This is a genomic window from Rhodococcus sp. G6(2025) (assembly GCF_058628105.1).
On sequence record NZ_CP179750.1, the window covers coordinates 1,603,403 to 1,617,717 of the forward strand.

Consider the following 14,315-nt stretch of genomic DNA (forward strand, 5'->3'; position numbering starts at 1 on the left):
GATCAGGCGATGCGGAACCCGGCGAGACCGCGAATCGGCCACTCGCCGTTGACGTCCGATGCGTCCCGGCCCTGCCGGACGAGGTAGTCGGCGAAGTCGCGTTGCCGTTCGGCGTGCCAGCCGGCCTGATGCGTCATGATGTCGAGGGCCCGCAGATTCGGGTACTCCTGCGCGAGGGTCCGGGCGAGGTGTGCGGCGGCGATCGCGTCGGCCTCGGCCTCGTGGGCGTCCTCGAGGGCGATGCCGTAGTGCTCGCACACCGCGCCCAGTGTGCGCCTGCCCTTCCGGTACCGGTCCATCTCGCGGTCGATGACGTACGGGTCGACCACGATGCCGGTGACGAGTTCGGTCAGCCCGAGGCGCAGGCCCTCGGTGTGCATGACGGTCAGGTCGTAGGAGGCGTTGAACGCGACGACGGCATGGTCGCGGGTCCACGCGTCGTGCAGAGCCTCGCGGATCTCGCCGTACCCGGTGGCGTAGTCCTGCCCGTTGGCCCGGGCGTACTCCGTGGAGATTCCGTGCACGTCCGAGGCGCCCTGCGGGATGGGAACCTCCGGGTCGAGCAGCCACGTTCGCGACTCGAAGTGGTGAGCGTCGACGACGGCGATGCACGCGGAGACGATGCGGGCGTCGGTGGGGTCAGGCCCCGTCGTCTCCAGATCGAACGCGCAGATCGGTCTGTCCGACCAGCTGGTCATGGGGGCCTCTCGGTGGTGATTCGTTGCCCGCCCAGTATCGGCCGCGGCGGGCGCCGGATCCGGGACCGACACGGCGGGGATCCCAGGTTGTCGTGGCCGGTCGCCGGGGGTATCGTGTCCTCCGGTCTGCAGTTCGCCGAGGTCGTGAACTGCCTTTTCGAGAGAGCAAGGAGGTGTGGCATCCGATGAGAAGCCAACCTCCGAGTACCAACTGAAACCGTTCCACCGGTAGGTGCGCGGTTTCACGGTCCGTGTTCCTCAGCGCTGTTCCGCGCTGCCCCCTTTCCCTCGAAGGCCCCGTGTCATGCCTCAGCTGCGCCCGATCCGTTCCCTCCTCCCCAGCCGTTCCGCCGGTCTGTCCGACGCCGACGCCGGTCACGCGGTGACCCGCCGGCCCGTCGAACCGACGCCCGCCGAGGAAACGGTGGTCAACAGCGCCGTCTACCGCGACGGCCGGAAGACGGCCACCCCGGCCACCCTGTCCGAGGCGCTCGCGAGCCTGCCGGACGCGTCGTCGATGGCGTGGATCGGGATGTACCGGCCGAACGACGCCCAGTTGTATGCGGCAGCAAAGCAATTCGACCTGCACGAGCTGGCCGTCGAAGACGCGATCGTCGCCCACCAGCGGCCCAAGCTGGAGCGTTACGGCAAGACGCTGTTCGTGGTCCTGCGCGCCGCGCGCTACTGCGACGAGACCGAGCGCGTCGAATTCGGTGAGCTGCACGTCTTCTGCGGTCCGACGTTCGTGCTCACGGTCCGGCACAGCGAATCCCCCGACCTGTCGGCGGTCCGCCGGCGGATGGAGAGCAACCCGGACCTGCTCCGGCTCGGACCCGAAGCCGTCCTCTACGCGATCCTCGACGCCGTGGTCGACGGGTATGCGCCCGTCGTCGCCGGACTGCAGAACGACATCGACGAGATCGAGACCGAGGTGTTCAGCGGAGCGCCGGGCGTGTCGCGGCGCATCTACGAACTCACCCGCGAGGTCATCGAATTCCAGAGGGCCACAAGGCCGCTGCTCGGTATGCTGCGCGGATTGTCGGCGGGATTCGAGAAGTACAACACCGACGGGGAACTGCAGCGTTACCTGCGTGACGTCACCGACCACGCGACGGTCGTCGTGGAGCGGGCCGACGGCTTCCGTCAGCTGCTCGGGAACATCCTCACCGTCAACGCCACCCTGGTGTCGCAGGAGCAGAACGAGGAGATGCGCAACCTGACCCAGGCCAGCTACGCGCAGAACGAGGAGATCAAGAAGGTTTCGGCATGGGCGGCGATCCTGTTCGCGCCCACCCTGATCGGGACGGTCTACGGCATGAACTTCGACCACATGCCCGAACTGCACTGGGTCGGTGGGTATCCGTTCGCCCTGTCGCTGATGATGCTCACCTGCGCCGGGCTGTACACGATCTTCAAACGCCGCGGCTGGTTGTGAGCGAGGCCGGCTGCGGGCAGTGCCCGCAGCCGGCCGGCGCCTGCTGTCAGAGTTCGTCGACGCAGACGACGAACTTGCGCTCGGAGTATTCGTATCCGTTGGACGACGTGCTGCACGAGTCCACGGACGTGGCGCCCTGCACGATCTCCGTCACCTTCACACCGTCGACGGCCGTGGTGTCGCCGCAATCGATGCGCGCGGGATCCTCGCCGCCGACATCCATGCACCCGCCGATAACCCAGTCCACGTCGAGGCAGATCGCGCCCTGCTCGATGCCGCCGAGGGTTTCGTAGTAGTACGAGTCGGCGTCGCTGATGCACTGGCTGTTCTTCGCGGCCTTGGCGATCACCTTGTAGTTCGAATCGGCGCTGCCGCACACCGCCTTGTCGATCTCGGCGTCGGAGACGGTGCCGCCGAGCTTCACGCACTCACCGATCGCGACCTCGAAGTCGACGTCGCCGCCGGCGTCCTCGCCTTCCTGCCCGTCGATCACGGTGGTCGATTCGCTGGACGTGGTGGCCGCGGACGCACCCGACTCCGGCACCGCGGTGGGCGTCGTGTCCGAACCGCACCCGGCCACCAGAACTGCCGTCGCCGACAACGCGACGACTGCGGTACACACCCGCCGAACTAACCCTGTCATGTCTGACCCCTCCGTCAGGTGACCGTCCGCCACCCGTTCCTCCGAGATGACCGTGCCACCTCGATCGTGTCCACCGCGATTGCCGTGTCGCGCATTATTTGATTACATCGCCGTCCGATTTGCCAATTGTGGTGACAGTATGGACGGGTGGATCTCCCCGTGATGCCTCCGTTACAGCCGATGCTCGCGAAGGCTGCGTCGTCCGTTCCGGCGCAACCGGAGTCCGGGCTCGCCTGGTCCTACGAACCGAAATGGGACGGTTTCCGCACCCTCGTCTTCCGCGACGGCGACGAGGTGGTGCTCGGGTCCCGCGGCGGAAAGGATCTGGCCAGGTACTTTCCCGAACTCGTCCGGGCGGTGAAGGACGAACTGCCGCAGCGGTGCGTGGTGGACGGCGAACTCGTCGTCCCGCGCAACATCGACGGCCGCACCCGGCTCGACTGGGAGTCGTTGTCGGAGCGCATTCATCCGGCCGAGAGCCGGGTGACGATGCTGTCCGAGAAGACCCCGGCGCAGTTCGTCGCGTTCGATCTGCTCGCCCTGGGCGACCGCGACCTCACCCGCGAGGACTTCTCGGTACGCCGCGCGCAGCTCGTCGACACCGTCGGCGGCGGACCCAGCTGCCACGTCACCGCCGCCACCGAATCCAGTGCGACGGCCACCGAGTGGTTCGAGGCGTTCGAGGGGGCCGGCCTCGACGGGGTGGTGGCGAAGAAGCTGGTGGGCCCGTACCTGCCGAACAAGCGGGAAATGGTGAAGGTGAAGCACGCCCGCACCGCCGACTGCGTCGTCATCGGATACCGGCCGCACAAGAGTCAGCCGGGGATCGGGTCGATGCTGCTCGGACTGTATGACGGCGACCAGATGGCGATGGTCGGCGGTGCGTCGGCGTTCACGGCGGCGCGGCGGATCGAACTGCTCGCCGAACTCGACGAGCTGCGCGTCGGCGACGACGTCGTCGCGGACGGGGCGCCGACGCGGTGGCAGTCCGGCAACGACCGAACCTGGGTGCCGCTGCGCCCCGAACGCGTCGTCGAGGTGGCGTACGACCAGATGGAGGGTGCCCGGTTCCGGCACGCCGCGCGGTTCCTGCGCTGGCGCCCGGACCGGACGCCCGACGAGTGCACGTTCCAACAATTGGAGGTCCCGGTGCGATACGACCTTGCCGACGTCCTGGCCGGAGGTTCCTAGATGGCGAGTCCTGCCGAAGAACTCGACGTCGACGGCGTCGCCGTGCGGCTGTCGAACCCCGACAAGATCTACTACCCGAAACTCGGTGCCGAGGGCGGCACGAAACGGCACCTGGTGGAGTACTACCGGACCGTGGCACTCGACGGTGCGCTGCTGACCGCCCTGGTCGATCGGCCGACGCATCTGCAACGGTTCCCCGACGGGATCGAGGGCGAGGAGATCTACCAGAAGCGGGTTCCCGCGAAGCGGCCCGATCACGTGGAATCGTGCGAGGTCACGTTCCCGTCCGGCCGCAAGGCGGACGTGCTCCGCGTGCGCAGTGCCGCGAACATCGTGTGGGCGGCGAACCTCGGCAACATCACGTTCCACCCGTGGGCGGTCCGGTGCCCCGACGTCGATCACCCCGACGAACTGCGCATCGACCTGGACCCGCAGCCGGGAACCGGATTCGACGACGCCCGGGCGGTCGCGCTGGACGTGCTCCGGCCGCTGCTGGACGAACTCGGTCTCGTCGGCTTCCCCAAGACGTCGGGCGGCCGCGGGCTGCACGTGTATCTCCGCATCGAACCGCGCTGGGATTTCATCGAGGTGCGGCGCGCGGGCATCGCCCTCGCCCGGGAGATCGAGCGGCGCAGCGGCGACCGGGCCACCACGTCCTGGTGGAAGGAGGAACGCGGCGAACGCATCTTCCTCGACTTCAACCAGAACGCCAGGGACAAGACCATCGCGTCCGCCTACTCGGCCCGCAAGACGCCGATCGCGACCGTGTCGACGCCGGTCACCTGGGAGGAACTGGTGGACGTCGACCCCGACGACTTCACCATCGCGACCGTGCCCGCGCTGCTCGCGAAGCGCGGCGATCCCATGGCGACCATGGGTGACGTGGCGCAATCGCTCGACGTGCTGCTGGAGATGGCCGAACGGGACGCCGCGAACGGTCTCGGCGATCTGCCGTACCCACCCAATTACCCCAAAATGCCGGGGGAACCCAAGCGGGTACAACCGAGTCGGGACCGAGACCGCAAATAGCCGGCGCTCACGTAGGCTCGGGACGGTCGGGTCGGGAACAATGTGAGGTCGCCATGGAACGTACGACAGTCGGTACTGCCGGACTCGTCCTCGGTGTCGTCGCGACGGCACTCGGGACCCTGATGATCGCGCCGGCGACCGCGTCGGCCGTGTCCCTGTCCTGCGTGTCCCCACCGGGCCGGGGTGACACCACGGTCGTCGACCGCACCGCGTGCGGGGCCAACGCCGATACGAGCAGCAATTCGGCGGCGTTCGGCACGGACGGTGTCGGGTTCGCCGACGCAGCCCACGCGGGAGCGGCGCTCGGCGCCGGCCTGGGAGGGGGTGTCGGTGCCGCCGAGGCACGTCGTGGCGCAGTCGCCGCGGTGGCGGTCGGGCCCCAGAGCGTCGCCATCGGGACGGTCGACAGTGCCGGTCCCGCGCTGGTGCTGAGCGGTCCGGGAGGGCAGGCGCTGGTCGCGGATCCGGCCAAGGGCGTGGTGTGCGCCGCTGGACCGTCGCTTGCGATCAATTTCCTTGCAGGTCAAGCGTGTCTGAGCGACGGCATAACAGTGTGGCGGCTTCCCTGAACGGCACCCCGGTCCGCGTCGTATGGTGACGGTAGTCACAATGGGTTGACGCAACTGCCGTAGGAGATACGGCAGCGAGATCGGAGGTGGTCGATGACGACCAGCGTTCGAGTTCCCCGGCCCGCGTCCGTGCCACGGACGGAGCTGCACGTCGATCCGCGGTTCCTGCCGCTCGCCGACCGGTTTTTCGCGATGTACCGGCAACCACAGCACGGCGGCGGGGCGCTCACCGCGTACTTCCGGGGTGAGAAAGTCCTCGACATCTGGGCGGGCTGGGCAGACCGCGACCGCCGATGGGACCGCGACACCGTCGCCCTGTCGTTCTCGACGGGAAAGGGTGTGGCCAGCACGGTCGTCCACCGCCTCGCCGAGCGCAGGCTGATCGACTACGACGCGCCCGTCGCGCGCTACTGGCCCGAGTTCGGCGCGGCAGGCAAGGACGACATCACGGTTCGCGAACTCCTCACCCACCGGGCCGGACTGCACAAGGTCCGGGGCCTGATGCGAAGCCCGCTCGATCTCCTCGACTACGACGCCGTCGTCCAGGCCCTCGCGGCCACCCCGGCGGATCCGCGCAGGCTGCGCGGTCCCGGGTATCACGCCGTCACCTACGGGTGGCTGGTGGCCGAACTGATCGCACGCGTCACCGGGAAGCCGTTCGTCCAGGCCGTGCAGGACGAAATCGCGGGCCCGCTCGGCGTCGACGACTTCTGGTATCAGGTTCCCGGACAGCACCGTCCACGGATCGCGAAGCTGTTTCCGCACATCAACCCGGCCGGCCTCAACTGGGAGCTCACGTCGAACGTGCTCTCGCTCGTCGGCCCCACCCGCGGCCTCGCCGAGGCGGCGATGCCCCAGGGATTCGACGTGCTGGTCCGGAACCCCGCTGTGCACGACGCGGTGATGCCCGGCTGGAACGGCGTGTTCAGCGCGCGGGCGCTCGCGCGCATGTACGGCGCCATCGCCAACGGGGGCAGGCTGGACGGACACCGGTTCCTGCGCAAGGCCACCATCGCGCAGATGTCGCAGGTGCAGACCCACGACCGCGACTACGTCCTGGGGATCCGCCCGCAGTGGTCCCTCGGCTACCACCGGCCGATCCTCGCGTCCCGGGAACAACCGCGGAACGCGATCGGGCACTACGGCGTCGGCGGGTCCGGTGCCTACGCGGACCTCGACAGCGGACTGTCCCTGGGCTTCGTCACCAACCGACTCGGGAGTTCCCTCACGGCTCTCGGTGATCTTCGTCTGGCCCGGCTCGGTGTCGAGGCGCAGGCGATCGTCCGGAACGGCAAGTAACCACGAAAGGAATCCCGATGAGTGATCACGTGTACCGAGTTGTCGAGGTCGTCGGTTCGTCGAGCGACAGTACCGACGCGGCCGTCGAGAACGCCATCGCGCGGACCAACGAGACCGTGCGCAACGTCGAGTGGTTCGAGGTCGTCGAGACCCGGGGTCACGTCGAGAACGGCGCCATCGCGCACTACCAGGTCACGGTGAAGGTCGGATTCCGTGTGGAGCCTGGCGACGCGGTCTGACATCGCGCACGGTTCTCGCGCAAAATTGGAACACGTTATAGTCTGGTGTCACATCCCGACGTCGGACTGCGCGTACTCAGGTAGGGGAGAACCGTGACTTATGTGATCACGCAGCCGTGCTGCAACGACGCATCGTGCGTCGATGTCTGTCCGGTCAACTGCATCCATCCCACACCGGACGAGAAGCCGTTCGCCACCACGGAAATGCTGTACATCGACCCGGACACCTGCATCGACTGCGGGGCCTGCGTCGAGGAGTGCCCGGTGGAGGCGATCTACGCGGAGAACGACCTCGACGAGGTCGACGAGCCGTACCTCGACATCAACGCGCAGTACTACACCAAGCACCCCATCGGCCCCGACTGGCCCGAGCCGCTCAAGCTGCCGCAGATCGACGCAGCCCTCGGCACGCTCCACGTCGCGATCGTCGGGTCGGGTCCGGCCGCCTGCTACGCCGCGATGGAACTGACCGCGAAGCCGCGCGTCGAGGTCGACATCTTCGACCGCCTGCCGACCCCGTACGGGCTGGTGCGCGCCGGTGTCGCGCCGGACCATCCGGGCACCAAGGGCGTCACGGACCAGTTCCGCTCCGTCGTCGGCAAGCGCACGGTGCACTGCCACTTCAACGTGGAAGTGGGCCGGGACGTGAGCCACGAGGAACTGCTCGCGCACCACCACGCCGTCATCTACGCGGTCGGCGCGGCAGGCGACCGCACGCTGGGCATTCCCGGCGAGGATCTGGTCGGCAGCCACGCCGCCACCGAGTTCGTGGCCTGGTACAACGGCCACCCCGACTACGCCGACCACACGTTCGACCTGTCGGGGGAGCGGGCCGTCATCGTGGGCAACGGCAACGTGGCACTCGACGTGGCCCGCATCCTCGTCACCGATCCGGAGATCCTGGCGAAGACGGACCTCGCCGACCACGCCCTCGAGGCGCTGCGGGCGAGCAACATCCGCGAGGTCGTCATTCTCGGCCGCCGCGGCCCCGCTCAGGCCGCCTACACCAACCCCGAACTCCTCGCGCTCGGGCTGATGCCGAACGTGGACATCGTGGTCGACCCGGAAGAAGCGGTGCTCGACCCGGCAAGCCGCGCGTTCGTCGACGGCGACGAGGCCGAGCCGTCGCAGCGCCACAAGGTGCGGCAGGTCGAGGAATTCGCCCGGCGCACCGCCGATCCGGCGAAGAAGCGGATCGTGCTGCGTTTCCTGACGTCACCCGTGGAGATTCTCGGCACCGACACCGTCGAATCGGTGCGCATCGCGAAGAACGAGATGGTCGCGGACGCGTCGGGACGGCTCAGCGCCAAACCCTCCGACGTCACCTCCACGCTGGACACCGGCCTGGTGTTGCGCTCGATCGGCTACCGCGGTCAACCCGTGCCCGGCATCCCCTTCGACGACCGGCGCGGCGTCATCCCCAACGAGAACGGCCGGGTGATCGATCCCGAGACCGGCGCGCCGGTGCCCGGCGTGTACGTGGCGGGCTGGATCAAGCGCGGGCCGACGGGCGTGATCGGCACCAACAAGTACTGCTCCGCGGAGACGGTCAAGATGCTGATCGACGATTTCTCCGCCGGTCGGCTCGACGCGCCCGCCGAACGTGAGGCTCTCGACCGCCTGATCGCCGAGCGTGCGCCCGACGCTGTCGACTACCAGGGCTGGCAGCGGATCGACAAGACCGAACGCGCCGGGGGCAAGGCGGCCGGCCGGACGCGCACCAAGCTGATCACCATCGAAAGCATGCTCGCCGCCGCCCGCGCCGAGACCTGATCGTGAACACTTCTTGACCACTCGGTGACACCACCTCCCCGCAGGCCGCGGAGCGGCAACGATTGCGGGCAAATTGCTCGCGGCCGGATGATGTGTGTTAATGGCAGTGCGCGATTGGTAGGTCCGTCGGGGACGCGCGTTGCACACGTCGTCGAACGAGAGTGGTCATATGGGCAAGTCAGGAATCGGTTTTTCCAGGAACAAGCACTGGTCTTCGCGCGTCGCCGTCGCACTGACCGGGGCCGTCGTCTCGGGAACTGCGCTGGTCGGGGCCGCACAGGCCGCACCGCTCTTTCCCGGTGGACCGGAGATTCCGAGTCTTCCCACCCTTCCCGGGCTGCCCGGCGCGCCGCAGCTGCCGCTTCCCGAACCGGCACCCGCGCCCGCGAACTTCTCGGCTCCGTCCCTCAACCCGGGCGCCGGCGAGGTCGTGGGTGTCGCGCAGCCGGTGATCATCCGCTTCAACGAGGCGATCGGCGACCGCGCCGCCGCCGAGCGGGCCATCAAGGTCACCACCAGCCAGCCCGTCGAGGGTGGTTTCTACTGGATCAACGACAGCCAGGTGCGCTGGAAGCCCACCGAGTTCTGGCCCGCGAACACCGAGGTCACCGTGGATGCCGGCGATGCGCACTCCACGTTCACCATCGGCGACGCGCTGGTGGCGACCGCGGACGACAACACCAAGCAGATCACCGTCACCCGGAACGGCGAAGTGGTCAAGACCATGCCGACGTCGATGGGTAAGACCGATCACGAGACGCCGAACGGCACGTACATCATCGGCGACAAGTTCCGCGACATGTACATGGACTCGTCCACGTACGGAGTCCCGGTCGACTCGGCCGAGGGGTACCGCACGTACGTCGAGTACGCCACCCGCATGTCGTACAGCGGCATCTTCGTCCACGCCGCACCGTGGTCGGTGGACGCCCAGGGCAACACCAACGTCAGTCACGGCTGCCTCAACGTGAGTACCGAGGACGCCAAGTGGTTCTACGAGAACTCGAAGAAGGGTGACGCCGTGGTCGTGCAGAACACCGCGGGCGGCGTGCTGAGCGGCTCCGACGGTCTCGGCGACTGGAACCGCTGACCCCGATTCCCACCGCGTTCTTCCCGTAGCCCGCACAGTTCAATGTGCGGGCTACGGCAATTCACCGGCTATTCGTCATCGGTCGTCAGACTGCCGCAGTGAGATCGAGTCCGCAACGTTCCCTGCCGTCGCCGGGAAAGCAGGGACTGCTCGGGCGTCCGTGGCGGGACTATGCGTTGTTCGCGGCGCTGGTGGGTCCCAATCTGGTTCTGCTCGTACTGTTCACCTACCGGCCCCTGGTCGACAACATCCGGCTGTCGTTCTTCGACTGGAACATCGCCGACCCCGTCGCCACGTTCGTCGGATGGGACAACTACCGCGAGTGGTGGAGCCGGACCGACACCTGGCAGATCGTCGGCAACACCGTCGTGTTCACCGTCGCGACCGTGGTGGGATCGATGATCGCCGGTCTCGCGCTCGCCGTGCTGCTGGACCGTAACCTGCACGGCCGCAACCTCGTCCGCTCGGCGATCTTCGCGCCGTTCGTCATCTCGGGAGCCGCGATCGGCGTGGCGTTCCAGTTCGTGTTCGATCCCCGTTTCGGGTTGATCCAGGATCTGCTGCACCGTGTCGGGATCGACTCCGTCCCCGACTTCTATCAGGACCCGCACTGGGCGCTGTTCATGGTGACGGTCACCTACATGTGGAAGAACCTCGGCTACACGTTCGTGATCTACCTTGCGGCACTGCAGGGCACGCGGCGTGAGCTGACCGAGGCCGCGGAGATCGACGGGGCGGGCCGGTGGACGACGTTCCGCCGGGTCATCCTGCCGCAGTTGCGTCCGACCACCTACTTCCTCTCGATCACGGTGATGCTGGGCTCCCTTCAGGTGTTCGACATCGTCAACGTGATGACCCGGGGCGGTCCGCTCGGCACCGGAACCACCACGATGGTCTACCAGGTCTACAACGAGTCGTTCCGCAACTTCCGTGCCGGCTACGGCGCCACCGTGGCCACGATCATGTTCCTTGTCCTGCTAGGGATCACCGTCTACCAGGTGCGGATCATGGATCGCGGTGAGGTCCGGTGACCGCGGAGACACTGCGCGAACAGCGCAGCACGGAGGTGCCGGTGGCGACAGACCCGGCCCGTGACCATCGCCGCCGGGAAGCGCTCGTGACGGCCCTGGGATACGCCGCGATGGTGGCGGTGCTGGTCATGGTGGCCCTGCCGCTGTACTGGATCGTGATGACGTCCTTCAAGGATCGCCCGGACGTCTACACCCTGCCGGTCACCTGGTGGCCCGGCACCTTCCATCCCGAGAACTACTCGGAGGCCACCACGTCGGTGCCGTTCTGGACGTTCCTGCGCAACTCCGTGATCATCACCGGGGTGCTGGCCGTCGTGAAGTTCGCACTCGGCGTGTTCAGCGCCTACGGACTGGTGTTCCTGCGGTTCCCGGGTAAGAACGTCGTGTTCCTCGGCATCATCGCCGCCTTGATGGTGCCCAACCAGATCACGGTCATCTCCAACTACGCACTCGTCGCCGAATGGGGCTGGCGGAACAGCTTTCACGGCATCATCGTTCCGCTCGCCGGGGTCGCGTTCGGAACGTTCCTGATGCGCAACCACTTCCTGTCGATCCCCACCGAGATCATCGAGGCCGCCCGGATGGACGGCGCAGGCCACTTCCGCCTGCTGTGGCGGGTGATCCTGCCGGTGTCCGGGCCCACCATGGTGGCGTTCGCGATCATCACCGTCGTCACCGAGTGGAACGAATACCTGTGGCCGTTCCTGATGGCCGACGACGCGTCCGTCGCGCCGCTGCCGATCGGGTTGACCCAACTCCAGAACAACGACGGGCTCACCAACTGGGGTCCGGTCATGGCGGGAACGGTACTCACGATGCTGCCGATTCTCGTGGTTTTCCTTGTGCTGCAACGGCGCATGATCAAGGGCCTCACATCGGGTGCGGTCAAGGGATAGCGGAGAACGAGGAGAGACATGAATCGGATGAACCGTCGGGGATTCCTCGGGCTGGCGGGCGCGGTGGCCGCCGGCGCCGCGCTGTCCGCGTGCGCCGGGTCGGGGTCGGGCTCGTCGGCGACGTCCGGCGCGGCGGGCGACGCGAACACCATCACGTTCTGGTCCAACCACCCGGGCAAGTCGCAGGACGTCGAACGGGAACTGATCAACCGGTTCCAGGCGAAATACCCCGACCTCACCGTGAACCTCGTCGACGGCGGAAAGAACTACGAGGAGGTCTCGCAGAAGTTCAACGCGGCCCTGTCGGGCGGCGAACTGCCCGACGTGGTGGTCCTGTCGGACGTCTGGTGGTTCAACTACGCCCTGACCGGGGCCATCGAGCCGCTCGACGGACTGTTCGGCGAGGTCGGTGTCGACTCCTCCGACTATGTCGACTCGCTGCTCGCCGACTACCTGTTCGAGGGCAGGCACTACGCCCTTCCGTATGCGCGGTCGACGCCGCTGTTCTACTACAACAAGCAGGTGTGGGCGCAGGCCGGACTGCCCGACCGGGGGCCCGCCACCTGGCAGGAGTTCGACGAGTGGGGTCCCGAACTGCAGCGGGTGATGGGCGGCGGCAAGCTGGCCCACGGCTGGGGCGACGCCAAGAACTACCTGGGCTGGACGTTCGAGGGGCCGGTCTGGACGTTCGGCGGGGCGTACTCGGACCAGTGGGACCTGAAGTTCGGCGACGAGAAGACAGTCGCCGCGGGGACGTTCCTGAAGGACATGATCCACACGAAGAAATACGCGGCCGTGTCGAGCGACATCGCCAACGAGTTCGGCGCCGGCATCCTCGCGTCGACCATCGCCTCGACCGGCGACCTGTCGGGGATCACCAAGTCGGCCGCGTTCGACTTCGGCACCGCCTTCCTCCCCGCGTCGGGCGCGTCGGGCTGCCCGACCGGTGGCGCGGGCCTCGCGATTCCGGCGCGGATCTCCGACGAGCGGAAGAAGAACGCGCTGACGTTCATCGACTTCGTGACCAACGGCGAGAACACCGCGTACTTCTCCCAGAACGTCGGATACATGCCCGTCCGCAAGTCCGCTGTCGAGGACCCGAGCATGAAGGCGTACCTCGACGCGAACCCCAACGCGCGCACCGCCGTCGACCAGCTCGCGAAGACCCGGTCGCAGGACTACGCCCGGGTGTTCGTGCCCGGCGGCGACCAAATCATCGGCACCGGACTCGAGCAGATCGCGCTGCAGAATGCGGACGTGGCGGCGACGTTCGCCGGCGTCGGGACGCAACTGCAGCAGATCATCGACCGCCAGATCACACCCAAGCTGCCCCAGTAGGAGGAGAAGGAACATCCATGGCCCACGTGCAGTTCGCAGGTGTCACCCACCGTTATTCCGGAGCCGATCGACCGGCGGTCGATCGGCTGGACCTCGACATCGCGGACGGCGAGTTCCTCGTCCTGGTGGGTCCGTCCGGGTGCGGTAAGTCGACCAGTCTGCGAATGCTGGCCGGCCTCGAAGCCGTCGAGGCGGGCCGCATCGAGATCGGCGGCGCCGATGTCACCGCGCTGCCGCCCCGGGCGCGGGACGTGGCCATGGTGTTCCAGAGTTACGCGCTGTACCCGAACATGACCGTCGCCGACAACATGGGTTTCGCGCTCCGCAACGCCGGCGTCGGGAAGGTGGAACGCACCGAACGGGTGCTGGAAGCGGCGCGGATGCTCGAACTCGAACCGCTGCTGGATCGCAAACCGGCGAAACTGTCCGGCGGGCAACGTCAACGGGTCGCGATGGGCCGGGCCATCGTGCGGCACCCCAAGGTGTTCTGCATGGACGAACCGCTGAGCAACCTCGACGCCAAGCTGCGGGTGAGCACCCGCTCGCAGATCGCGGGCCTGCAGCGCCGGCTCGGCACGACCACCGTGTACGTGACCCACGACCAGGTGGAGGCCATGACGATGGGCGACCGGGTGGCGGTCATGCAGGGTGGGCGCCTCCAGCAGGTGGCCCGGCCCCGCGATCTCTACGACGACCCGGTCAACACGTTCGTCGCCGGCTTCATCGGCTCGCCCGGGATGAATCTCATGGACACCCCGATCCGCGACGGCGTCGCCGAACTGGGCGACCTGCGAATTCCCGTGCCGCACTCGGCTATCGGGGACGGCTCCGTGATCGTCGGGGTGCGCCCGGAGTCGTGGGTGCTGGTGGGGTCGTGGCGCAAGGACTCGTACACCGTCGACGCCGACCTGCTCGAGGAACTCGGGGCGGAGTCCTTCGTGTACGCGTCCGGGACGTCCGGGAAGGTGGTGGTGCGGGTGGACCGCACCCGCACCGTCGCCGCGGGGGAGAGGGTGCACCTGCAGCCGAAGCCCGGCGAGGTGTACTTCTTCTCCGCGGCGACGGGGAACCGTCTGCGGTAGTC

The 14,315-nt window shown here is 67.6% G+C and carries 14 protein-coding genes; 12 read left to right on the forward strand and 2 right to left on the reverse strand.

Features of this window, described 5'->3' with window-relative positions; translation table 11 throughout:
- Nucleotides 1-2: 2 nt before the first annotated feature.
- A complete protein-coding gene (locus tag ACLIVD_RS07370; protein ID WP_283330822.1) occupies nucleotides 3-698 on the reverse strand; it encodes a 3'-5' exonuclease in 696 nt (231 codons plus the stop codon).
- 304 nt (nucleotides 699-1,002) lie between these two features.
- On the opposite strand from ACLIVD_RS07370, the gene ACLIVD_RS07375 reads away from it, so the two are divergent.
- Complete coding sequence (locus ACLIVD_RS07375) at nucleotides 1,003-2,133, forward strand: magnesium and cobalt transport protein CorA (RefSeq protein WP_283330823.1); 1,131 nt, start codon at nucleotides 1,003-1,005, stop codon at nucleotides 2,131-2,133.
- 46 nt (nucleotides 2,134-2,179) lie between these two features.
- On the opposite strand, the gene lppU is transcribed toward ACLIVD_RS07375, so the two are convergent.
- Nucleotides 2,180-2,776 carry an LppU family putative lipoprotein gene (gene lppU, locus ACLIVD_RS07380; protein ID WP_283330824.1) on the reverse strand — a complete coding sequence of 199 codons (597 nt, stop codon included), beginning with the start codon at nucleotides 2,774-2,776 and terminating at the stop codon, nucleotides 2,180-2,182.
- A gap of 147 nt (nucleotides 2,777-2,923) precedes the next feature.
- On the opposite strand from lppU, the gene ACLIVD_RS07385 reads away from it, so the two are divergent.
- The 11 genes from ACLIVD_RS07385 to ACLIVD_RS07435 all read left to right on the forward strand — a co-directional run bounded on the left by ACLIVD_RS07385 (nucleotide 2,924) and on the right by ACLIVD_RS07435 (nucleotide 14,313).
- Nucleotides 2,924-3,967 (forward strand): ATP-dependent DNA ligase, encoded by a 1,044-nt coding sequence (locus ACLIVD_RS07385; protein ID WP_283330825.1) that lies wholly within the window; start codon nucleotides 2,924-2,926, stop codon nucleotides 3,965-3,967.
- Nucleotides 3,968-4,996, forward strand: a complete 1,029-nt coding sequence (ligD, locus tag ACLIVD_RS07390; RefSeq protein ID WP_283330826.1) for a non-homologous end-joining DNA ligase — start codon at nucleotides 3,968-3,970, stop codon at nucleotides 4,994-4,996.
- 53 nt (nucleotides 4,997-5,049) lie between these two features.
- A complete protein-coding gene (locus ACLIVD_RS07395; RefSeq protein WP_105421188.1) occupies nucleotides 5,050-5,565 on the forward strand; it encodes a DUF6764 family protein in 516 nt (171 codons plus the stop codon).
- 93 nt (nucleotides 5,566-5,658) lie between these two features.
- Nucleotides 5,659-6,864: a serine hydrolase domain-containing protein gene (locus ACLIVD_RS07400; RefSeq protein WP_283330827.1), complete on the forward strand. Its 1,206-nt coding sequence runs from the start codon at nucleotides 5,659-5,661 to the stop codon at nucleotides 6,862-6,864.
- Nucleotides 6,865-6,881: 17 nt separating this feature from the next.
- Complete coding sequence (locus ACLIVD_RS07405; RefSeq protein ID WP_280784598.1) at nucleotides 6,882-7,103, forward strand: dodecin; 222 nt, start codon at nucleotides 6,882-6,884, stop codon at nucleotides 7,101-7,103.
- Nucleotides 7,104-7,196: 93 nt separating this feature from the next.
- Complete coding sequence (locus ACLIVD_RS07410; RefSeq protein WP_283330828.1) at nucleotides 7,197-8,876, forward strand: FAD-dependent oxidoreductase; 1,680 nt, start codon at nucleotides 7,197-7,199, stop codon at nucleotides 8,874-8,876.
- Between the two features lie 169 nt (nucleotides 8,877-9,045).
- Nucleotides 9,046-9,966 (forward strand): L,D-transpeptidase, encoded by a 921-nt coding sequence (locus ACLIVD_RS07415; protein ID WP_280784596.1) that lies wholly within the window; start codon nucleotides 9,046-9,048, stop codon nucleotides 9,964-9,966.
- Nucleotides 9,967-10,064: 98 nt separating this feature from the next.
- Nucleotides 10,065-10,997, forward strand: a complete 933-nt coding sequence (locus ACLIVD_RS07420; protein ID WP_283330829.1) for a carbohydrate ABC transporter permease — start codon at nucleotides 10,065-10,067, stop codon at nucleotides 10,995-10,997.
- Nucleotides 10,998-11,038: 41 nt separating this feature from the next.
- Nucleotides 11,039-11,893 (forward strand): carbohydrate ABC transporter permease, encoded by an 855-nt coding sequence (locus ACLIVD_RS07425; RefSeq protein ID WP_411194619.1) that lies wholly within the window; start codon nucleotides 11,039-11,041, stop codon nucleotides 11,891-11,893.
- 18 nt (nucleotides 11,894-11,911) lie between these two features.
- Nucleotides 11,912-13,231: an ABC transporter substrate-binding protein gene (locus ACLIVD_RS07430; RefSeq protein WP_283330831.1), complete on the forward strand. Its 1,320-nt coding sequence runs from the start codon at nucleotides 11,912-11,914 to the stop codon at nucleotides 13,229-13,231.
- Between the two features lie 17 nt (nucleotides 13,232-13,248).
- Entirely contained in the window at nucleotides 13,249-14,313 is a 1,065-nt protein-coding gene (locus tag ACLIVD_RS07435) for an ABC transporter ATP-binding protein (RefSeq protein ID WP_283330832.1), read from the forward strand.
- The last annotated feature ends 2 nt before the right edge of the window (nucleotides 14,314-14,315 follow it).

What these genes read in the sequence shown, in the direction of transcription:
- lppU (WP_283330824.1), bottom strand. Translation starts at nt 2,776, where the DNA reads ATGACAGGGTTAGTTCGGCGGGTGTGTACCGCAGTCGTCGCGTTGTCG.
- ACLIVD_RS07430 (WP_283330831.1), top strand. Translation starts at nt 11,912, where the DNA reads ATGAATCGGATGAACCGTCGGGGATTCCTCGGGCTGGCGGGCGCGGTG.
- ligD (WP_283330826.1), top strand. Translation starts at nt 3,968, where the DNA reads ATGGCGAGTCCTGCCGAAGAACTCGACGTCGACGGCGTCGCCGTGCGG.
- ACLIVD_RS07400 (WP_283330827.1), top strand. Translation starts at nt 5,659, where the DNA reads ATGACGACCAGCGTTCGAGTTCCCCGGCCCGCGTCCGTGCCACGGACG.
- ACLIVD_RS07415 (WP_280784596.1), top strand. Translation starts at nt 9,046, where the DNA reads ATGGGCAAGTCAGGAATCGGTTTTTCCAGGAACAAGCACTGGTCTTCG.
- ACLIVD_RS07375 (WP_283330823.1), top strand. Translation starts at nt 1,003, where the DNA reads ATGCCTCAGCTGCGCCCGATCCGTTCCCTCCTCCCCAGCCGTTCCGCC.
- ACLIVD_RS07395 (WP_105421188.1), top strand. Translation starts at nt 5,050, where the DNA reads ATGGAACGTACGACAGTCGGTACTGCCGGACTCGTCCTCGGTGTCGTC.
- ACLIVD_RS07370 (WP_283330822.1), bottom strand. Translation starts at nt 698, where the DNA reads ATGACCAGCTGGTCGGACAGACCGATCTGCGCGTTCGATCTGGAGACG.
- ACLIVD_RS07435 (WP_283330832.1), top strand. Translation starts at nt 13,249, where the DNA reads ATGGCCCACGTGCAGTTCGCAGGTGTCACCCACCGTTATTCCGGAGCC.
- ACLIVD_RS07405 (WP_280784598.1), top strand. Translation starts at nt 6,882, where the DNA reads ATGAGTGATCACGTGTACCGAGTTGTCGAGGTCGTCGGTTCGTCGAGC.